Origin of the sequence: Citricoccus sp. NPDC079358, assembly GCF_040702545.1 — a bacterium.
GTDB lineage: Bacteria > Actinomycetota > Actinomycetes > Actinomycetales > Micrococcaceae > Citricoccus.
Genome location: NZ_JBFBLI010000015.1, coordinates 18,120 through 37,573 on the forward strand (window position 1 = coordinate 18,120; position 19,454 = coordinate 37,573).

Sequence of the window (19,454 nt, forward strand, 5' to 3'; positions counted from 1 at the left end):
CCCGAGGGGGGTCAGTCGCGCTGCGGCCCCTTGATGAACGGGGCACAGAGAACGGCGATCGTCGCGAGCACCCCGCCGATGATGAACGCGACGTGGGCGCCGTCGAACAGCCCGTCGACCAGGGCCGAGCCGGCACCGGTCTCCGCGGCCGCGACGGCGCTCATGACGGTCACGAAGATCGTGGTGCCGATGGCGCCGCCGAGCTGCTGGCCGGTATTGAAGATGGCCGAGCCGTGACCGTAGAGTTGATGCGGGACTCCACTCAGCGCCGCGGAAAGCAGGCCGGTCATCAGCATGGCCAGTCCGATGCAGAAGATCGTGTGAAAGGCGACGATCAGGCCGAGCTCGGTGCCCGGATGGATGGTGGTGAACAGCCACTGGCCCAGCGCCAGCATCAGGGCGCCGGGAATCAGCACCGGTCGAGGGCCATGGCGGTCGAAGACGCGGCCGAAGATCGGGCCCACGGCGATCTGCACCAGCCCACCGGGAAGCAACATCATGCCGATGGTCATGGTACTCAGGCCGCTGCCGTTCTGCAGGAAGATCGGCAGGATGACCACGGTGCCCAGCAAAGTGCCCATGGCGATCATGATCATGACGACACTGAGCGTGAAGGTGCGGTTCTTGAAGGGACGCAGGTTCAGCAGTTCGCGCCCGGTCCGGGTCAGGCGGACCTGGCGAGTGATGAACAGGACCAGCGCAGCCGCACCGATCACGCCACTGACGAGGGGAACGGTGGGATTCTCCAGGGCGCCGCCGATGGTGGAGATCGCGTAGACCAGGCCCCCGAAGGCCAGGGCCGAGAGGATCACGGAGACGACGTCGACCGGTAGCTTGCGGGTGGCCGAGGGCACCTTGATGAAGAGGATGCCCAACACCAGGATGATGACGACGAGCGGAGTCATGATGCCGAAGATCCAGTGCCAGGACAGGGAGTTCACGATGACCCCGGACACGGTGGGTCCGATGGCCGGCCCGACCGAGATCACGATCGAGTTCAGGCCCATGACCATCCCTCGGTGCTGGACCGGTACGAGCGTCAGGGTCGTGTTCATGAGCAGCGGCATCACGACGGCGGTACCGACGGCTTGGATGACACGGGCGGCCAGCAGCACACCGAAGGATGGCGCGACGATAGCCAGGACGGTGCCGACGAGGAAGCTGGACAGGGCGAAGACGAACAGTCCGCGCAGGGTGTACCGCTGCAGCAGGTAGCCGGTCAAGGGGATGACCACGGCCATGGTGAGCAGGAACCCGGTGGTGAGCCACTGACCCGCCGCCGCGGACACCCCGTAGTCGGCCATGATCGAGGGCAACGCCACGGTGAGCACAGTTTCGTTGAGGATCATCACGAACGCGGCGAGGGCCAGCGCGCCGATGATGCCGGTCAGCTGTTTCCGCGACAAGGCCGGCGGTGCCTGGTCAGCGGGGGTGGCCGATGGAGAAATCGTGTCTTCGGCGGCGTGGGCCATCGGGGTGTACCTCTTCTGTCAGATGCGAACCGTAGAATCATGTCATGCTCTGACAGTTTTAAGCGCCAAATGCGTCAGACTGTGACACAACCGATAGTGGGCGAGAACCGGCGGATTGCCGGTCCTCGCTCCTCCCCTCCCAGAAACGAGCCGAGCTTTGGGCATCCGTGAAGAACACCGCGTCCGCATGCTGCGAGACATCCAGCATGCCGCGCTGGACCTGGTGGAGGAACAAGGCTTGGAGGCCACGACGGTGGGAGACATCGCCGATCGAGTGGGCGTCTCCGAGCGCACGGTCTTCCGCTATTACCCCTCCAAAGAGCACGCGCTGATGCCCGGCCAGCAGGGCCTGGTCAATGCCCTGGTGGCTTGCGAGACCGGGCACCACACCTCCTCCGGGATACTGGAAGTCCTCCTGACCGTGTGCCGCGAGCACTTCTCCCACGAGGTCGAGCAGCGCGATTTCCGCCGGATCTCCCGCCTGATGATTCAGGAACCGGAGATGCTGCGGGTCGCCATGCGGCAGGAGCGCCACCTGGTCGAGGCGCTCAGTTCAGCACTGCTCCACCGGAGCGTCCTGGACGGCCTCCAGTCCCTCCTGGTGGCGGAAGTCGTGACGGCGTCATGGCGGGTCGCCTGGCAGTCCTTCGCCCGGGACGAGTACGACGGGGTGGCTTCCGACCCGGTGGCCCTCTTCGATCGGACGGTGCGTGAACTGAGCCAGCTGTTTCCCAACCCGTGAAATCTCCGGACGATCCTTGCCATGATGGCGTCATGTCCGAACACGTTGGAGATCATCGCCCTTCACCCGACGGCCCCCACGGCCCCGACGCGGAGCACCGGCGGCCCCCAGGCGTCAGCGACGCGACCGTCGAGGCCCTCGGCAAGCTCTCCGAGGCGCTGGAGGTCGTGGAACACGCCCGCGGCCTGCTGTACGGATTCCACCGTCTGACGGGGACCGCGGACCTGGCGCTGGACGAGGCCGTGAGCCTGCTTCGCGCCGCCGGCCAGGCCGGTCTCGCCGAGCGGGTCGAGCAGGAGATTATCGGCCGCAATGTCATCCATGGCCGGTGGACCTTCCAGATCGTGGAGGACTACGACGACCACTACTACTCCGCCTTCAAGGACCTTGAACGGCAGGCCCGGGACGAGCTGGCAGGGGGTCGGCGCCACCTGTTCGAAGCCGAGATGAAGGAGAGCCGTCGCTCGGCCGGCCGACCCCACCACGAAGCGCTACCGACTAGTGCAGACTGAAGCTCCGACCCATTTTTAGGAGGACACCATGAGTACCGACCCCCTCAACCCGGCCGCTGCCGAGGAAGAGCGCCGCGAGGAGACCCGCTCCACGGCGGACCAGCAGTCCACGACCGGCCCGGAGACGGAGCAGGAGTTGGACGAACAGGTCGAGGAATCGTTCCCCGCGTCTGACCCGCCAGCCAACTACTGATTGAGTCCGTGGAAGGGCCCCGGAGACCTCGTGACGGTCTTCCAGGGCCCTTTCCGGTTCCAGCCGGAACTGTGGATCCGTGACTTTCCGACGCAATACGGTGGACGCATCTGCGCGAGCCTGACCCCGCCGCACGGGGCAGAGTTTGCCGAGTTGCGCGGCACACCGTCAGCCCTGGGTGGTGTCCCATCCTCACTCACGGGGCGTTGGCAGTGCCGGCGCGGAGCGGATGTGCTCGTAGACGAGGTGCGCACGTCGGCGATCTCGGGTTTCGCAGTCAGCCGGTCGATGACGAAGGCGTAGAGATGGTTGTTGTCAGGAACGGCGACGTGGAGAAGAAAATCCTCCGTGCCACTGGTGACGAACACGCCGAGCACCTCGGGCAGATCGGCGGCCCACTCGCGGAACCCTTCGATATGCGCTCGGGTCGGCGGACGGACGCGTACTGCGACGAGCGCTTGGACAGGTCTGCCGATCTTCGCCAGATCAAGTTCTAGAGTCGCCCCCGTGACGACTCCGCGTTGATGCAGCGCACGCGTACGGTCCAGCGCCGTGGTCGGGGAAACTCCCATCGTGGGTTATACAAGATGAGTGAGCAGTTCGAAGGATTCCACCCGGATGAGATCCGGACGGATGAGGTGACTCGGTCAGCCCGCTTGAAATGGGTCATCGTGATCGACGGTTCACTGCCCGGCGGCCGAGCCGTCAATGCCAGTGCGTGCGTCGCGGCGACCGCGGAGACCGTGAGCGGACTGCTGGCTCGCGGTGGGACGGATGCTGATGGTTCTACCCACCAGGGCCTCCCGTGGGCAGGATGTACCGTCCTGACTGCAGAGCCGGACAAGCTACGCGGGGTCCGCGACAAAGCCGTCCGCCGCGAGGACGTGTTCGTCGCGGACATGCCCCGTCGCCGCGCAGGAGACGCGCGTCTACGACGACTACCTCATCGCACTGTCGACCACGCCCCGAGTGGAGATCGCCTACGCAGCGGTCAGTGTCGTGGGGCCTCGCAAGGTCATCGACCGGCTCGTCGGTGGCCTGAAGCTGTTGCCATGAGTGTATGAACGAGCACGGGAACCACGCTCGGATCCCATGGGCTACCGGACCACCGAGGGCGACCAGGCGTGCTCGATGAACAGTTCGGGTTCGGCACCCGCCTCGACCTCCAGTGAGTACACGTCGGCATCCCAGCCGGCGTCCTCGCGGGGCAGGCCGTAGAGCAGGGTGTCCTCGTCCAGCCACTCCAGCTGATCGTCGATCCCGCGCTCGAGCTCGATCACGGTCCGCTCCCCCGAGGCCAGGTCCAGCACCGCCACGTCCCAGTGCACGCCGGATCCGCCGACCAGGTCCCCGCCGGAGTCCCGGCGGACCTTGAACGCCACCCGGTTGCCGTCCGGGGACACCGAGGGGCATTCGGCGTCCGTCGCCACGGAGGCCATGGTCCGGGCCTCGAGGTCCCCCTCCATCAGCCAGGTCGTCCCGCCCGAGGCCACCGTGGCGAAGAAGCGGTCCCCACCGGCGAAGGTCACGCCCCACACGTTGCGGTCGATCGTGGTCAGCGGTTCACCGTCCACGGTGATCCCGAAGTCCTGCAGGTTGCCGTAGTCCCGGCCGTCCGGACCGCCGTCTAGGCCATCGACCCCCTTCACGGTGGTTTCGGTGGAGAAGGAGTCCGCGGCGTAGGAGTGCCCGGTGACGAAGGCGGTGGTGGCGACCAGGCCGTCGTCGGACACCCGGGTCCGGCTGGGGATCCCGGCCAGCGGCCACGTGGCCACCGGGCTGCCGCCGAGCTCCTGCCCCGAATCGTAGACCTGCGTCTCAAACGTGGTGGGCACCCCGCGCAGGGTCCGCAGGCAGGACAGGTACTCCCCCGCCACGTCCACCCGGTCACAGGCCTGGCCACTGACCTGCCGAGCCCCGCCCGGATCGGCCAGGGCCACCGAGGCCACCATGCCGTACCCCTCGCCGGAGGCGGTGTTCCGGAACGTGACGTGCGGACCCTCCGGCAGGGAGAGCGCGAGTTCCGCGGCCGAAGTCCCCGTGGTCCGCTCCTGATGGTCCTCCAGGGCCTGGACACCGTAGACGCCCACGGCGCCGAGGGACACGGCGGCCACGCCGGCCAGCACCCACCACCGCGCGCGCCGTGACAGCCCGCTCCGTCTCCCAGCCCGCTCGTGGGCTGGCTTCACCGGCTTCACCGGCGGACCACCAGCCACCACGCCAGCGGCAACACCACCACCAGCACGACGGCGGCGCCCACCATCGTGGGCACGGCGCCGAAGAGCACCCACAGCGCCCCGAAACCGGTGGAGGCCAGGAGCCGGGTGACGGCCACGACGGTCTGGGCGGCTCCGATGCCCGTGGCCGTCCGGCCCTGCGGGGACAGCTGGCCGGCGAGCGCGGCGAGGACACCGTCCGTGGCGGCATAGAAGATCCCCAGCATCACCAGCGCCAGCCCGAGCGCGATCCAGCTCCCGCCCATCGCCGCCGCCACGTAGGCCCCGGCCAGGAACAGGTGCCCGCCGATCAGGACCGCGGCGCGCGAGGTCCGGTCGGCGATCCGGCCCACCGGGATGGCGAGCAGCAGGAAGACCCCGTTGGTGCCGACGAACAGCAGGGGGAACCACAATGGATCGAGGTGGCCGTGGGACATGATGGCCAGGTAGATGAACCCGTCCCCCACGGTGAGCAGACCGAGGAGACCCGCCGCCACCAGGAGCCGCTTGAGGGGACCGTCCAGGGTGCGCCAGCGCGGGCGCCGGGATGCGCGGGGCCGGAGTGCGCGGGCCTGGACCACCGGCGCGGACTCCGCGGCCGCCGGGACCGGTGCGGCCGGCGTCGTGGTGTGGGTGTGGGTCATGGTGCCGGTGGTTCTGCTGAACCGGACGTTGGGCACGAAGAGGATCAGTGCCGCCACACCGACCAGGGCGGCCGCGAGGGAGACGGCGAAGACCACGCGGTAGCCCTCGGGGACCAGCAGCAGCACCACGAAGGCGAGCAGCGGGCCGATGGTGGCGCCGATGGTGTCCAGCATGCGGTGGACACCGAAGGAGCGAGCGAGGTGCTCGGGCTGGGAGACCTCCTGGATCATGGCATCGCGCGGAGCGGTGCGGATGCCCTTGCCGATCCGGTCGATCCCCACCAGCACGGCGATGCCCACGAAGCCCTGCACCACCAGCAGTCCGGCGCGCGTGAGCATGGACAGGCCGTAGCCGGCCACCGCGATGGCCTTGGGCCGGTCGGTCCGGTCCGCGGCGTAGCCGGCGGCGATCCGCGCCACCGCGCTCACACCCTGATGGAGTCCCTCGAGGAATCCGTAGGCCACCATGGACAGCCCCAACGCGCCGGTGACGTAGAGCGGCAGCACCGCCGCCACGGATTCGGAGGAGACATCGGTGAGCAGGCTGACCATGCCCAGGGCGACGACGGTCGGGGCCACCCGGAATGCGACGCTCCGGCCGGGGCGGCTCCCGGAGCGAGGGCCGGGACGAGGGCCGGGGCCCGCATCGTCGGGACCGGAGCCGGAGTGGGGCCGGTCGGCCAGGGAGATGTACATGGGTCAGCTCCTTCAGAGTGCTGGTGTGAGTTATCCGGCGTCGACCACGAAGGCGCCGCTGGCCGAGAGGTCGACGCGTCCGGTGGGCAACGTGGGTGCCGTGACGGTCAGGGAGTCCGGGCCGAACCCGCACTGCATCTGCGGAGCCCCGTCCGGTGCCGGGGTCCGCGTGACGGGCCAGCCCAGGTCCTCGCAGCGCCTGGCGTAGAAGTCCAGGAGGTCCTGCGGGTCCGCATCGCTGAGGACGTGCAGGCCGACGAGCACGCGCTGGCCTTGCGGAGACACCGAGGAGGACTGGATCTCCGAGCCGTCCGGCACCGGCACCACATGGTCCGGGAAGCCGGCCACCAGCTCGTGGTCGGCGACGCCGGCCGCCGGCACCTCGGTGAGCGCCGGTTCCCGGGGGGCGGCGGACGGCAGCCGGTACGGTTCCGTGCCCTCGCCGTTCGGCACCTTGGGCTGCTCGTCGGCACCGGCTGGCGCGCCCGCGGCCGGGTCCCACGTGGGGTGGGCTCCGGCCACACCCGTGGGGGCCGCTGAGCCGGAGGGTTCCGATCCTGCACCAGCGCCGGCACCAGCAGTCGCATCGGCGTCCGCGTCTGCCGGCTCTCCGGACGACTCGGCACCGGCTGGCCCCGCCGGCCCGGCGCTGGGGACGGCGGGTGATGCTGTCGTGGGCGTCGGCGAGGCCGGATGGCCTTTGTACCCGTCGGCGACGGGGCGGGCCTGCTGGGTGAGGTGGACGGCCAGCACTGCGATCAGGGCCAGGACCACCACGGCAACTGCTGCGGTGGCCCATCTGCGGACGGTCATGGGGACTCCTTGGCGTGATTCCGGGTACTGGTGTAGGACTGCAGAGCGGTGGTGCTGAGGGGTGCTGGCGATGAGCGCCCACGCAGGGCGCTCATCGGGTTCTGCCGCCAGACTATGGGGGTTGTTCCGCCGGGCCCAGAGTGATTCCTCCTCGCCGTGAGCCGTGACCGGCACGGCCCCCACGTGGTCTGCGGGGGCCGCCACCCACCGCCCCACGTGCCCCGGCCGAACCGATACTCGATTACCGCGCGATTCACCCAGATGACGGGGATTGCCGTTGCCCGGCGAAGAAATCCGGTCCTACGTTGAGACCCACGGCCCGCCCTGTGATCCCCCACAGGGCATCCGGCCGATCGCCTTGGGAACCTGCCACCGTCTGGGAGCACGTGATGACCGTTCTGAAAACCGACCCGCTGCACTTCTCGTCCGCAGTCGCCCGCATCCTGCCGTCGGCCGATGTGGATCCGGGAGCCCAGGTGGGTCACGACTCGGTGGTCTGGCACCTGGCCCAGATCCGCGAGGGCGCCGTCCTCGGACCGGGATGCACCATCGGCCGGGGGGCCTACATCGGGCCGGACGTGGTCCTCGGCCGCAACTGCAAGGTGCAGAACTACGCCCTCGTCTACGAGCCGGCACGGCTCGCGGACGGAGTCTTCATCGGCCCCGCCGCCGTGCTGACCAACGATGAGTTCCCCCGCGCCGTGAATACGGACGGCAGCCTCAAGTCGGCCGACGACTGGGTGGAGGTGGGGGTCACCATCGGCACCGGTGCCTCGATCGGCGCCCGCGCCGTGTGCATCGCCCCCGTCACCATCGGTGCGTGGGCCACGGTGGCCGCCGGAGCCGTGGTCACCCGGGATGTGCCGGACCATGCCATCGTCGTGGGGGTCCCCGCCCGCCAGGTCGGGTGGGTCGGCGAGGCCGGCCGGCCCCTGGAAGCACACGGACCGGGGTGGCGCTGCCCGGCGACAGGGCAGCTGTATCGGGAGACCGAATCCGGACTGGAACGATCCTGATGACCCTGACCACCTCCCCCACGTCCATGGATCCGCCGTCCCACTCCACGGCCCGGCGTCACTGGGCCGGATGGCTTCTCGTGGCCTACCTGGTGCCGCTGTCCGCGCTCGTCCTGACCGTCCGACTCAGTGGCACCGGCCTCCCCCAGCTGGCCGACGCGCTCGCCCTGCTCTCCAATGACCTGGCCGTGGTGCCCGGCCTGCGATTCGGGCACATCGAGGCCGCTGCCAACGTCCTGGCGTTCGTCCCCCTGGGCTTCCTGCTGGCCGCCCTGCTGGGGCGGCGGGCCGGCACGCCCCGGCGGCGCAGGGCCGGGATGGCCCCGCGTCCGACGTCCGGGTGGCCGGACTGGTCGATCTGGCTGAGCGTCACGGCGTTGTCCGCCGGGATCGAGCTCATCCAGCTCTTCCTGCTCACCGAACGCAGTGCCACGTGGCGTGACCTGGTGTGCAATTCCGCCGGCGCCCTGGCCGGCGTGCTCCTTTTCCGCATCATCCAGGTGGCACGCCACCGGGCTTCCAGGAGGAACAGAACATGACCGGACGCCATCCCCGTCTGCACACCCGAGTCGACCTGGCCGGAATCGTGGTGGACCTGATGGACGAGCAGAGCGCGGTCCACACCATCACCGAGCGGGCCGGCCAACCGGCCCTCGCCGACCGTCCCGTGGGGACAGAAGACCGGTACGCACCGCCCCTGTCTGTGGTCTCGGCGAACCTGGACCACATCGTCCAGTTCGGCCAGGACGGCAGGTGGCGCCGAACCCTGGGTGATTCCCTCTGCCCCACCCTGACGGAAGACCGCGGAACCACCCGTCGGCTGGACTGGCTCACGCTGCTGGACGGCGCGCCGCTGGTGGCCCAGGCCAACCGGCTGACGGGCCGCGAGTGGCCGCGCCTGGCCGGCAGCGACCTGATCGGCCCACTCCTGGATGCTGCCGACGAGGCCGGCATCACCGTGGGCTTCCTGGGTGGCTCCTACCTGGTCCAGCGGTTGCTGTCCCGCCAACTGGTCAGGACCAGGCCGGGGCTGGTGGTCGCCGGCATGTGGTCTCCGGACCGCAGCGACCTCGCTGACGAGGAGAAGTCTCTCCACCTGGCCGAATCCATCGCCGATGCCGGCGTGCAGCTCCTCATCGTCGGACTGGGCAAGCCGCGGCAGGAACTCTGGATCTCCCGCTACGGTCCGGCCACGGGCGCCAACGTCCTGCTGGCCTTCGGTGCCGTGGTGGACTTCCTGGCCGATGCCATCCAACGGGCCCCCCGCCTCGCCAGCGACCACGGGTTGGAATGGGCGTGGCGGCTGGCCCGGGAACCTCGGCGGCTGGCGAAACGCTACCTGCTGGATGACCCGCCGGGACTGGTCCAGATGCGCCGGAACAGTGCCCTGCTCCCCCCGGACGGCACCGACGCCGCGGACCTCGATCCGGTGCGGACCGCCTCCTCGCTCGTGCCACGAGTGCCGCCCGAGACCACCGGATTCCCCCGTCAGGCCGGTTCGTTCGTGTCACCCGGGCGCCATGCCGAGGTCGCCGTGATCACCGTGACCTACAACAGCGAGGCCGACATCGAGCGGTTCATCTCCAGCCTGCGCCGCGAGGCCGGCGAGGTCCGCCTGCGCGTGATCGTCGCGGACAACGACTCCTCCGACCGCACGGTGGAGTTGCTCTCGGCCCATCCGGACGTCGTCGTGGTACCGACCGGGGGCAACCTGGGCTATGCGGCCGGCATCAACCGGGGCCAGGGAGCCGTCGGGGACGCCGAGGCCATCCTGGTCCTGAACCCGGACCTCGAGGTCCGTCCCGGGGCGATCTCGCGGCTGCTGGCTGAGATCCGCTCCGGAGCGGCCGACCTGGTGGTGCCGCGGCTCGTCGACGGCGAGGGCGTCACCCAGTTCTCGTTGCGCCGGGAGCCCCGGATCAGCCGGGCGTTCGGTGACGCCATGTTCGGTTCCACCTGGACGCAGCGTCCTCCCCAGCTCGCCGAGATCGACGCCGCCCCGGAGAGCTACCAGTTCGGTCATGAGATCGAGTGGGCCACCGGGGCCGCACTGATGATCGGGATCGGCACCGCCGTGCGCCTGGGCGATTGGGATGAGCGGTTCTTCCTCTACTCGGAGGAGACCGACTACTTCCGGCGGGCCCGGGACCTCGGGGCGACCATCTGGTACGAGCCCTCCGCCGTGATGATGCACTCCGGCTCCGGGTCCGGCTCCTCGGCCCGCCTCAACGCCCTGATGGCCGTCAACCGCGTGCGCTACATCCGCAAACACCATCCCGAACCGGTGGCCTCGATGTTCCGGACCCAGGTGATCCTTCACGAAGCCCTGCGCGCTCACCGCGACGACCGGAGAGGCATCCTGGGCACCGTCTCCGACGAGGCCCGCTGGGACGAGCTTCCGGGACCGACGGCCACGCCCTACCCCGCCAACGTCCTGACCGATTTCCCCCGCGGCTCGGTGATCATCCCGGCCCATAACGAGGCCGCTGTCATCCAGCGGACGCTGACCTCATTGGACCCGGTCCTGAGGACCGGCCGGGTGGAGGTCATCGTGGTCTGCAACGGATGCACCGACGAGACGGCCGAACTGGCCGCTGCGGTGCCCGGAGTGCAAGTCCTGGACTGCCCCGTGCCCTCGAAGACCGCCGCCATGAATGCCGGTGACGCGGTGGCGACGCAATGGCCCCGGGTCTACCTGGACGCGGACACGGAGATCAGCCCGACGGCCCTGCGCAAGGTCCTGGAACGGCTCCACGGCCATGTCCTCGCTGCCCGGCCGGAGTTCCGCTACGACGTCAGCGGTGCCACCTGGCCCGTCCGTGCCTACTACCGGGCGCGGCGCCGCCTGCCCAGCACCCGGCAGGCCCTCTGGGGCGCTGGAGTGTTCGCCCTGACCGAGGAGGGGCACGCGCGGTTCGGGGAGTTCCCGGACGTGACGGCGGACGACTACTTCGTGGACCAGGTCTTCTCCGCCGAACAGAAGATGGTCGTTCCCGCCCCTCCGGTCCAGGTGCGGACGCCCAAGGACGTGCGCTCCCTGATGAAGATCCTCCGGCGCAACACCCGCGGGCCGGCCGAGCTGCGCGAGAAGAGCGCGAGATCCGCCGTGGCTCCGCGTCTCGGACACCAGGGCGTGGGTCCGGTGGACGGTGCCGATGACGGAGACCATCTGCCTGCGGCGACGCTGGCCTCCACGGCTTCGTCCACCGCCTGGGAGTTGTTCCGCTCCGTGCGTGGGCCCCTGAGCGTCGTCGACGCCCTGTCCTACACCGGGCTGGCCGCCGCCCCCCGGTTCTACCGGGGGCGGGGCACAGAGACCAGGCCCCTCTGGGAGCGGGACGACAGCAGCCGGATGCACGACTACGCCGAAGGACCCCGACCATGACGGCCCCCGCGATGGACCACGTCCTGCTGACGCGCTTCAATGTTCCGACCCCCGGGCGCGAGAGCCTGATCCGGGCCCAGGACGGTTGGCTGAGAGACAGAATCGTCCTGTTCGAGAAGTACTGTCTGCCTTCTGTCCTGGCCCAGACCACACCGGACTTCGAGTGGATCATCTACTTCGATCCCGAGAGCCCCCGGTGGTTCACGGACTGGGTGGACGGATGGTGCACAGACCGCCGGTTCCACGCCATCTACCGCGCCTCGATCAGCCGGGAGGAGCTGCTGTCCGATGTGCGTTCCGTGACCGGCGGCCGGGCCCGGACCCTGCTGACGACCAACCTGGACAACGACGACGGTCTGGCCACCGACTTCGTGGAGCGACTTCAGGCTGCTGTCACCGGCCAACGCCGGGAAGCGCTGTACCTGACCTCTGGAATCGTCCTCCAGGACACGGCGGCCTACCTGCGCCACGACCCGGTGAACGCCTTCTGCTCGGTGGCCGAGCCCTGGAACGACCCGGTCATGGCCTGGGCGGACTGGCACAACCGGTTGGGGCGGGCCATGCCGGTCGTCCAGGTCGGCGGAGGTCCCGGCTGGCTGCAGGTCGTCCACGGCCGCAATGTCAGCAACACTGTTCACGGCCGCCCGACGCACCCCCACGAGCACGCGTGCCGCTTCCCGGCCGCCCTGACGGGCCTCCCTCCGGTCCATCCCTCCCACCTGCTGCTGGACGCCGTGCTGCGGCGTCCGCTGCGCGTGGCCCGGTCGACCCTCCGCCACGGCACCAAGACCATGGCGCTGGTCCTCCTGGGCCCAGACGGATTCACGCAGGCCAAGGACACCGCCGCCACCACGGTGACCCGCTTTCGGGGGTGGGCCGGTGGAGCAGCAGGAACCGTTCACGCCCCCTCCCACCGCCATCCGGAAGCGAGCGTCCCCGATGCAACTCAGTGACACCATGTCCAGCCTGCTGCGGCGCTGGTACTTCGTCCTCGGCGGCCTCGTGCTGACCGGAATCCTCGGATGGACCGCCTACCAGACCGTCCCCGAACGCTACGAGGCACAGGGAAGCATCCTGATGATGCCCGCGGATTCGGTGGTCGGCACGGACGGCAACCCCTACCTCTACCTCAGTGGCATGAACGATGCCCTCGACGTGCTCGTGCGGCGGACGAACTCCGGTGCCATGAGTGAGCAGATCCTGACCGGGAGCACGGGGGCGACCTACACGGCCGATCGAGATGCCACCACACAGTCGCCCATCCTCGTCTTCTCCGTGGAGGCCGGCTCGGCCCCCGAGGCCCTGCGTCTGCTCGAAGCGGCCATGACGGCCGCCGAATGGAATCTGGACACGATGCAGGAGGAACTGTCGATCTCCGAGGAGCGGCGCATCACCGCACGTGACCTGGTCGTGGACGAAGAGGCAACGAAGAACACGAAGACACCGCTGCAGATGTCCATCATCGTCGTCGGTGCCGGCCTCATGGGAACCCTGATGGCGACCGGGCTGCTCGACGGGTTGCTCGTCCGGCGCCGGATGCGTGCTAAGGAACGCCAGGAGTCCACCTCGCCGGAGCCACCGGAGCAGCCCTCGATGAGCGCTGACGCGCCCGACACCGCGGACGCCGCACAGGGCCACTGGGACGCAGCGATGTGGACGGCCCCGGGTGCAGGGCGCAACGGACCGGCGGCAGCCTCGGCCCACCCCGAGTCCCAGCCTGACCGGCAGACCGTCCTCGAGCCTCAACGCCGATGACACTGCTCGACCTGCTCGCCCTGACCCGCCGACGGTGGTACATCTACGCCGTCACGATCGCCCTCGCCGTCACGGCCACCCTCCTGCTGCAGTCCACCCCTAGGGTCTACAGCGCGAAGGCAGAGATCTCGTTCACGCCCCCGGACGATGTGGTGGCGAACACGCCATGGAACTCGTATGTGGAGACCATGATCAACTACGCCGGTGCCGTGGACAACATCTTCAATGACACCTACCCGGCGGAGACCCTCTCGGGTCCCCGGGCCACCCTGTTCGGCAACGGCTTCCGGGAGGGCGTGACCGTCGGCATCTCCAAGACCGGCAGCCAGTGGATGCCCGGGTACGACCGGCCCGTCGTCGTGGCCCGCGTCAACGCCTCCACCGAGGGTGCGGCGTACACGGAGCTCGTGACCACCCTGCAGCGCATCGACGCCATCTCCGCGCGGATCCAGGATGAGGTCGGCACCCCCGCCTCGCTCCGCATCCAGACGACCTGGGACGCGGATGAGATCTCGGTCGGTTCCTTCGGCAGCACGCGTTCCTCGCTCGCCAAGGGAGCCGCAGTGCTCATGGGTGCGTCGATGGTGCTGGCCACCCTCGCCGCACTGGCGGTCGACGCCTCAGCGCGCCGGCGCAGGCGTGCGGTGGAGTCAGCGATCCCGAAGGCCACCGTCTCATGAGCGGCACCGTGATCGACCGGGCCGGAACAGGGACTCCGATCCCGTCGGCAGCCACCCGACGGACCGGTGTCGACGCCGTCAGCTTCCTGACGATCTATCTCATCCTTTTGTGCGCCATCCCCTCGTACCTGACTATCCCGGCCCTCGGATCGGTCGGTCGTCTGTCCATCCTCTGGGGATTGGTGGGGTTCGTCTGGTGGGCCTTTGTCCGCATCAAAAATCCCTTGTCGATGCCCTCCAGGCCGGCCGGGGTCAAGATCGCCGCCTGGACGTTCTTCGGCGTGATGTTCCTGTCCTATGCCGTGGCGCAGCTGCAAGGGCTGACCTCCGAAGCGGCCACGACCGCCGACAGCGGGTTGCTGCGGCTCCTGAGCTGGCTCGGGGTCATGCTCGTGGCCCTCGAGGGGATCGACACCTCGTGGCGGCAGCTGATCATGATCCGCAGGGTCGTCCTGGCGGGAGCGCTCATGGCCGCCCTGGGCCTCGTCCAGTTCGTCACCGGCCAGTCGTTCGTGGACGCACTCTCCCTGCCGGGGTTCGTGGACACCGGTCATTTCGAGAGCGTCATCGACCGGGGTGGCTTCGCCCGGTCGGCCGCCACCGCGTCACACCCCCTCGAATACGGGACCATGCTGTGCATCACCCTGCCGTTGGGGTTCGGCCTCGCGTTGAGCGATGTCCGGCGGCACTGGTTCCTGCGATGGGCTCCACCTCTGGTGATCCTCGTGGCCGTCGCCCTGTCCATGTCCCGGTCCGCCCTGATCGGTGTTGTCGTCGGGATGGTCCTGCTGGCGCCGGTGGTACCCGCGCGTTACCGTCTGCGCGCCGCGGTGTTCGGTGCTGCCCTGCTGGTGGGCATCTCCGCCACCGTTCCGGGAATGATCGGCACGATCAGGGGCATGTTCAACGGCATCGGCACCGATGCCAGCACGACCTCCCGCACGGACAGCGCGGACAACGCCCTCCAGATCGCCCTGAGAGACCCCTGGGTCGGCCAGGGATTCGGGACGTTCGTCCCCACCGAACTCATCATGGACAATCAGATGCTGCTGCTGCTGATCGAGGGCGGCGTCCTGGGAGTGGCCGCGTTCCTCGCCCTGATCTGCGCCGCCCTCATCGCGGGGTGGCGCGTGGGCCGAACGGCGATCACCCCCCGGGACCGGATACTCGGGCCGGCGCTGGCCGCAGGGGTGGCGGCCGGCTCGGTCACGCTGCTGTTCTTCGATGGTTTCGCCTTCCCCATCGCCGCGAGCATGCTCTTCCTCGTCTACGGCATCGCCGGATCCGCGCTCTCCGTCACCCGTGCCGAGACGAGCCCCTGACCACGGTCAGGTCCAGGAGGTCATCGGCCCGCCGGGCCCAGGTGTGGCCGGCGGCGAAAGCCCGACGCTCCGTCTCGGCCCCGTCCGTGCCCCGGGTCGCTATGGCGTGCCGGGTCCGGACCGCGAATTCCTCGGGTGACCGTGCCACGGAGATGAGATCCGTGCCGAGCCACGCCACGGCCGGCAGGTCGGTGGACACCACGGCAAGCCCGCCGGCGAGGTACTCCAATGACTTCAGGGGGAAGCTGGCCCGGTTGAAGGGCGAGAGGTCATAGGGGGTCAGGCCGACTCCGAGGCGTGCGAGGTGGCCCGGTACCGCATCGGCGGGGGCCGGGCCGAGATACTCGACGGAGGGGGCGGACAGGACGGTGTCCAGGCGCCGGCCGTACGCGGGGTCCTTCTCCGTGCGCGGTCCGAGGACGCGCAGGGGGACCTGCGCCTCGGCGAGGGCGTCCAGGACATCGAGGTCCAGCCGCTCATTGAGCTGGCCCACCAACCCGGCCACGGGGTCCCGTTCGGACGGGCCGGCCTCTGGGGCGATCTCATAGCAGCCGTTCGCGAGGACCTGCAGGCGTGTCTCCGGGCGGACGGGGGCGTGGGCGCCCATCACCTCATGGAGCAGGACCTCCGTCACGGCGCCCACCACGTCAGCCTCCCAACAGTTCGCCCTGATGTTCCGGGAGACGAAACTCGGCGAGAGGCGCATCAGTGATGCTCCGCCCAGCCAGTCGTCAGTCTGGTAATAGACCTTGGTGCCGCCCACGCCCGGGACGAACCGCTGGATGGGTGAGGCCACCACCTGCAGGTCGGGAACCGCGTCCAGCGCCTGGAGGGCCCGGCGGACGGCGGCACGGGTCTGGGCCGCCGTCACCACCCTGACGCCATACCTGGTGCTCCAGGGCAGGGCCGGGACGCGAATCCTCAACACGTTCGGCGCCACGGCGTCGAACGGCCGTGCCATCTCCGCCAGGGGCACCGTCCATCCCCTACTCGGCGGATCGCACCAGAGGACCGTGGCCGTCGCGGACAGTTCTTCCACCAACCGGCTGTCGGTGCCGCGGACCTCATCCCAGCCGACGCCCGCCAGCCAGAGGATCAGCGGAGGCCGCTGCTCTTCGGAGGTCATGATCCGGCCCCCAGGCCGGCTGGAGGGCCACTCGTCTGCACCCTCGTCTGCACTCTGGTCTGCACCAAGGTGGCCTTGCTGTTGAAATCCTCGTCCGCCGCCCGTCCCCGCCTCCGGTCAGCCGAGATCCCGCGGTGGTAGCGCAGGAACCGCGTCAGGGAGACCGTGTTGTCCTGCAGCGTGCGGCCGAACGGCTGCCCGTGGCGCCGCGAGGCCAGTGACTCCTTGTAGAGTCCGAGTTGCCGTTCCGCGGCCGCGGCCAGGCTGAACCGTTCCCTGACGGTCTGCCACGACAGCCGGCCCAGGCGGTGTCGCGTGTCCGGTTGGTCCATCAGGGTCCGCAGAATGGCGCTCAGCCGAGCCGGCGCACCGTGGGTTCCCTCGCCCTGCCCGTACCATCCCTGCCAGAGGAACGTGGGCAGGGATTCCGGCGTCAGGGTCTCCCAAAAGCCGTCAATGCCCTGGACCACCAGCGGTTTGCCGAAGGCCATGGCACGCAGAGCCGAACTGCCCATCCCCAACGCCACGTCCGCGACGGCGTAGGCCGGCCGCGGGTCCAGCATCTCCCCCGTCACGACGATGGCGCGGGTGCCGAGCTCGGCGTTGATCGCCTCCGCCGTGTCCTGGACGAGCCCCGCCGCGGGGCCACCTCCCACCACGATCAGCTGCACGCGGCGGTCCCGGCCCAGCTGCCGGACCGACTCCATCGCCGTCAGGATGCCCTCGAGCTTCATCTCGTGGGCCAGGCGGGACACGACCACCACGGTGAAGGCCTCCGGATCGAGGTCCCACCGGCTGACGAAGGCGCGCAGGGGAAGCTTCACCTCCGGGGAGTTCAGCCGGGTGTCGATCGGCGGCTCCATGAGTCCCACCCTGGTTCGGCCGGCGGCCACTTCGGCAGCCAGGATCTGCTCGGTGCCGACCAACAGCGGAACGTACGTGGGGATGAAGGGGGCCACGGACATGGACAGGACCGTGGACACCGCCACGGACCGGCTGCCGTGGCAGGCCACCACGGCCTCGAGCGTGGGGGGCCACTCGTAGCCGTGGATCACCTCGAATCCGCGTTGCCGGATCAGTCCCCTCAGGGAGGAGACGATGGACGGGGTGGGCCGGCGCCGGGGCCGCGGCGATTCGATGAATTCCAGCCCGAGTTCCTCGATCCGCTCCACGAGCGTGTTCCGTTGGCCGTAGAGGACCACCTCGTGCCCGGAGTCACGCATCACGGCGGCCAGGTCGATGGCGTTGATCTGGCTGCCGCCCATCGCCAGGTCATGGGGATAGACGAGGATTCTCATGCCGGGGTCTCCGTTCGGTCGGACGAGCCGATGGTGGTGAGCAGCCGCAGGGTCCCCCGGTGCCGGTAGACCGAGGCGACGATGATGCCGAGGGTCACGGTGGCTCCCAGGACCAGGGCCAGGATGGTGTTCTCCACGGTGACCGCCAGCCACCAGGTGGTGGCCCCGGCCGCAAGCCCGGTGAGCGCCGGAAGCCACAACAGGCGCAACACGTCCGGGAAGCGGATTCCGACATGCCGCAGTTGCCGGATGTAGAGGGGCAGGACCACTAGCAGGGACACGCCGGCCTGGACGGCGGCCACCCCGGCGAGGTCGCCGATCATGGCGCCCAGCACGAGGGCGGGGACCATGACCACCAGGGACGCGCACTGGATCCAGAAGACGGTCCCCGTGCGGCCGATCACCACCATGACGTCGTAGGAGAGTTCACAGAGGATCTTCACCATCGCGGCCACCACCAGCCAGCTGAGCGCGGCGGCGGCCGGCACCCAGGCCTCGCCGTACACCAGGTCGACCACGGGTACGGCGGCGCCGGCGATCGCCAGGAAGGCCGGCACGGTGGCCGCTGCCAGCAGTCCCATCAACTTCAGCATCACGTCACGCAGGCGTTCCGGGTCGCGCTGCAGCACGGAGAACGCGGCGGGAGCCACCCGTCTCAAGGGCTCGGACACGATGCTCACGGGCCAGCTGGAGAGGTTGAACGCCAGGACGTAGAAGCCCAGGGCCACCGGTCCCAGCACCGCACCCACGGTCAGCTGGTCCGCGTACCCGACGCCGAACACGATGGCACTGGTCCCGGCCAGGGGCAGCCCGAACCGCAGCAGCTTGCCCACATAGTCCCGATTCCAGGCCAGCCGGTAGGGCAGCGGCGCGGCTCGCACGAACAGGACCGCGGCGATGAGGCTGCCGGAGAGTCTGCCGATGGCCAGGGACATCGCCCCCATGCCGGCCAACGCCAGCACGAGTGAGAGGACGGTCCCCGTCCAGACGTTGGCCAGGTCGATGCCCATCCGCGTCTTCTCCCGGAAGTCGCGCTGCAGCAGGGCCGCGGGGCCGGCGACGGCCCCGTTGATGAGCACGCTGAGGATCAGCAGCCGGACGACGTCGGTCGCTTCCGGGCTGCCCATGGCCTGGGTGTAGGCGGGGGCGGCCCACCAGGCGGCCGCGCACAGGAGTGCACTGGACGCCAGGGAGATCGTGTTGACGGTCCCGGCGATGCTCTTCGGGTTCCCCGGCCAGCGGACGATCGCCAGCGAGACGCCCAGCTCGTTGAAGCTCAGGACGGCCATGAGCGCGACCAGCGCCACGGCGAAGGTGCCGAACTGCTCCGGCCCCAGGACCCGGGCCAGGATGATGCCGATGGCCAGGGTCCCCAATCGCGTGACCATCGTGTTGGCCAGGCTCCAGCCGAAGGCCCCGGCCGCCGTCGTGCCCTGGCCGGGGACCGGCCTCTTGGCCCGTCGTCCGCGGCGTCGGGTGGGAGGTGTGAGCTCCTCCTGACGGCCCGCCGCGCCGGCCCTGTCAGCGGGGTCGGCGGGGTCGGCGGGGACGGACGGCACCGGTCGTTCGCTGACGCTCATGGGG

At 69.5% G+C, this 19,454-nt stretch carries 20 protein-coding genes and 1 pseudogene; 13 read left to right on the forward strand and 8 right to left on the reverse strand.

The window, feature by feature from the left end; all coding sequences use genetic code 11:
- Nucleotides 1-11: 11 nt before the first annotated feature.
- On the reverse strand, nucleotides 12-1,472 hold the full coding sequence (locus AB0333_RS14970) for an MDR family MFS transporter (RefSeq protein ID WP_366219499.1): 1,461 nt from the start codon (nucleotides 1,470-1,472) through the stop codon (nucleotides 12-14).
- 187 nt (nucleotides 1,473-1,659) lie between these two features.
- Between AB0333_RS14970 and AB0333_RS14975 the strand changes: the two genes are divergently transcribed.
- Genes AB0333_RS14975 through AB0333_RS14985 form a run of 3 tightly spaced genes read left to right on the forward strand, consistent with a single transcriptional unit; the run spans nucleotide 1,660 to nucleotide 2,919 of the window.
- On the forward strand, nucleotides 1,660-2,214 hold the full coding sequence (locus AB0333_RS14975; RefSeq protein ID WP_366219500.1) for a helix-turn-helix domain-containing protein: 555 nt from the start codon (nucleotides 1,660-1,662) through the stop codon (nucleotides 2,212-2,214).
- A gap of 32 nt (nucleotides 2,215-2,246) precedes the next feature.
- Nucleotides 2,247-2,726 carry a hypothetical protein gene (locus AB0333_RS14980; RefSeq protein ID WP_366219501.1) on the forward strand — a complete coding sequence of 160 codons (480 nt, stop codon included), beginning with the start codon at nucleotides 2,247-2,249 and terminating at the stop codon, nucleotides 2,724-2,726.
- Between the two features lie 28 nt (nucleotides 2,727-2,754).
- Entirely contained in the window at nucleotides 2,755-2,919 is a 165-nt protein-coding gene (locus AB0333_RS14985) for a hypothetical protein (RefSeq protein WP_366219502.1), read from the forward strand.
- Here the strand turns inward: AB0333_RS14985 and AB0333_RS14990 are convergent.
- Nucleotides 2,913-3,305, reverse strand: a complete 393-nt coding sequence (locus AB0333_RS14990; protein ID WP_366219541.1) for an Lrp/AsnC ligand binding domain-containing protein — start codon at nucleotides 3,303-3,305, stop codon at nucleotides 2,913-2,915. The genes AB0333_RS14985 and AB0333_RS14990 overlap by 7 nt on opposite strands.
- Here AB0333_RS14990 and AB0333_RS14995 point away from each other — a divergent pair.
- The 3 genes and pseudogenes from AB0333_RS14995 to AB0333_RS15005 all read left to right on the forward strand — a co-directional run bounded on the left by AB0333_RS14995 (nucleotide 3,225) and on the right by AB0333_RS15005 (nucleotide 3,975).
- On the forward strand, nucleotides 3,225-3,416 hold the full coding sequence (locus AB0333_RS14995; RefSeq protein ID WP_366219544.1) for a hypothetical protein: 192 nt from the start codon (nucleotides 3,225-3,227) through the stop codon (nucleotides 3,414-3,416). The genes AB0333_RS14990 and AB0333_RS14995 overlap by 81 nt on opposite strands.
- 90 nt (nucleotides 3,417-3,506) lie before the next feature.
- Nucleotides 3,507-3,761 (forward strand): annotated as a pseudogene (locus tag AB0333_RS15000) (DUF2000 family protein); the annotation flags it as partial.
- Between the two features lie 109 nt (nucleotides 3,762-3,870).
- Nucleotides 3,871-3,975 carry a hypothetical protein gene (locus AB0333_RS15005; RefSeq protein ID WP_366219542.1) on the forward strand — a complete coding sequence of 35 codons (105 nt, stop codon included), beginning with the start codon at nucleotides 3,871-3,873 and terminating at the stop codon, nucleotides 3,973-3,975.
- A 41-nt stretch (nucleotides 3,976-4,016) separates the two neighbouring features.
- Here AB0333_RS15005 and AB0333_RS15010 read toward each other — a convergent pair whose 3' ends face one another.
- Genes AB0333_RS15010 through AB0333_RS15020 form a run of 3 tightly spaced genes read right to left on the reverse strand, consistent with a single transcriptional unit; the run spans nucleotide 4,017 to nucleotide 7,288 of the window.
- Nucleotides 4,017-5,108, reverse strand: a complete 1,092-nt coding sequence (locus tag AB0333_RS15010; protein ID WP_366219503.1) for a hypothetical protein — start codon at nucleotides 5,106-5,108, stop codon at nucleotides 4,017-4,019.
- Nucleotides 5,109-5,113: 5 nt separating this feature from the next.
- Nucleotides 5,114-6,475 (reverse strand): MFS transporter, encoded by a 1,362-nt coding sequence (locus AB0333_RS15015; RefSeq protein ID WP_366219504.1) that lies wholly within the window; start codon nucleotides 6,473-6,475, stop codon nucleotides 5,114-5,116.
- A gap of 30 nt (nucleotides 6,476-6,505) precedes the next feature.
- The gene (locus AB0333_RS15020; RefSeq protein ID WP_366219505.1) at nucleotides 6,506-7,288 is read right to left on the reverse strand and encodes a hypothetical protein; all 783 of its coding nucleotides are present in this window, start codon (nucleotides 7,286-7,288) and stop codon (nucleotides 6,506-6,508) included.
- 389 nt (nucleotides 7,289-7,677) lie between these two features.
- Between AB0333_RS15020 and AB0333_RS15025 the strand changes: the two genes are divergently transcribed.
- Genes AB0333_RS15025 through AB0333_RS15055 form a run of 7 tightly spaced genes read left to right on the forward strand, consistent with a single transcriptional unit; the run spans nucleotide 7,678 to nucleotide 15,446 of the window.
- Complete coding sequence (locus AB0333_RS15025; RefSeq protein WP_366219506.1) at nucleotides 7,678-8,304, forward strand: acyltransferase; 627 nt, start codon at nucleotides 7,678-7,680, stop codon at nucleotides 8,302-8,304.
- Nucleotides 8,304-8,843 carry a VanZ family protein gene (locus tag AB0333_RS15030; RefSeq protein ID WP_366219507.1) on the forward strand — a complete coding sequence of 180 codons (540 nt, stop codon included), beginning with the start codon at nucleotides 8,304-8,306 and terminating at the stop codon, nucleotides 8,841-8,843. The genes AB0333_RS15025 and AB0333_RS15030 overlap by 1 nt, the downstream gene beginning before the upstream one ends.
- Nucleotides 8,840-11,689, forward strand: coding sequence for a WecB/TagA/CpsF family glycosyltransferase (locus tag AB0333_RS15035; RefSeq protein WP_366219508.1), 2,850 nt, complete (start codon nucleotides 8,840-8,842; stop codon nucleotides 11,687-11,689). The genes AB0333_RS15030 and AB0333_RS15035 overlap by 4 nt, the downstream gene beginning before the upstream one ends.
- Complete coding sequence (locus AB0333_RS15040) at nucleotides 11,686-12,642, forward strand: glycosyltransferase (RefSeq protein WP_366219509.1); 957 nt, start codon at nucleotides 11,686-11,688, stop codon at nucleotides 12,640-12,642. Before AB0333_RS15035 ends, AB0333_RS15040 begins: the two co-directional genes overlap by 4 nt.
- Nucleotides 12,643-12,646: 4 nt before the next feature.
- Nucleotides 12,647-13,444, forward strand: coding sequence for a hypothetical protein (locus AB0333_RS15045; protein WP_366219510.1), 798 nt, complete (start codon nucleotides 12,647-12,649; stop codon nucleotides 13,442-13,444).
- The gene (locus tag AB0333_RS15050; RefSeq protein ID WP_366219511.1) at nucleotides 13,441-14,124 is read left to right on the forward strand and encodes a hypothetical protein; all 684 of its coding nucleotides are present in this window, start codon (nucleotides 13,441-13,443) and stop codon (nucleotides 14,122-14,124) included. The genes AB0333_RS15045 and AB0333_RS15050 overlap by 4 nt, the downstream gene beginning before the upstream one ends.
- Nucleotides 14,121-15,446, forward strand: a complete 1,326-nt coding sequence (locus AB0333_RS15055; protein WP_366219512.1) for an O-antigen ligase family protein — start codon at nucleotides 14,121-14,123, stop codon at nucleotides 15,444-15,446. The genes AB0333_RS15050 and AB0333_RS15055 overlap by 4 nt, the downstream gene beginning before the upstream one ends.
- Here the strand turns inward: AB0333_RS15055 and AB0333_RS15060 are convergent.
- Genes AB0333_RS15060 through AB0333_RS15070 form a run of 3 tightly spaced genes read right to left on the reverse strand, consistent with a single transcriptional unit; the run spans nucleotide 15,421 to nucleotide 19,450 of the window.
- Nucleotides 15,421-16,572: a glycosyltransferase gene (locus AB0333_RS15060; RefSeq protein WP_366219513.1), complete on the reverse strand. Its 1,152-nt coding sequence runs from the start codon at nucleotides 16,570-16,572 to the stop codon at nucleotides 15,421-15,423. The genes AB0333_RS15055 and AB0333_RS15060 overlap by 26 nt on opposite strands.
- Entirely contained in the window at nucleotides 16,569-17,870 is a 1,302-nt protein-coding gene (locus AB0333_RS15065) for a glycosyltransferase family 4 protein (RefSeq protein ID WP_366219514.1), read from the reverse strand. Before AB0333_RS15065 ends, AB0333_RS15060 begins: the two co-directional genes overlap by 4 nt.
- Nucleotides 17,867-19,450, reverse strand: coding sequence for a lipopolysaccharide biosynthesis protein (locus AB0333_RS15070; RefSeq protein WP_366219515.1), 1,584 nt, complete (start codon nucleotides 19,448-19,450; stop codon nucleotides 17,867-17,869). The genes AB0333_RS15065 and AB0333_RS15070 overlap by 4 nt, the downstream gene beginning before the upstream one ends.
- Nucleotides 19,451-19,454: the final 4 nt, after the last annotated feature.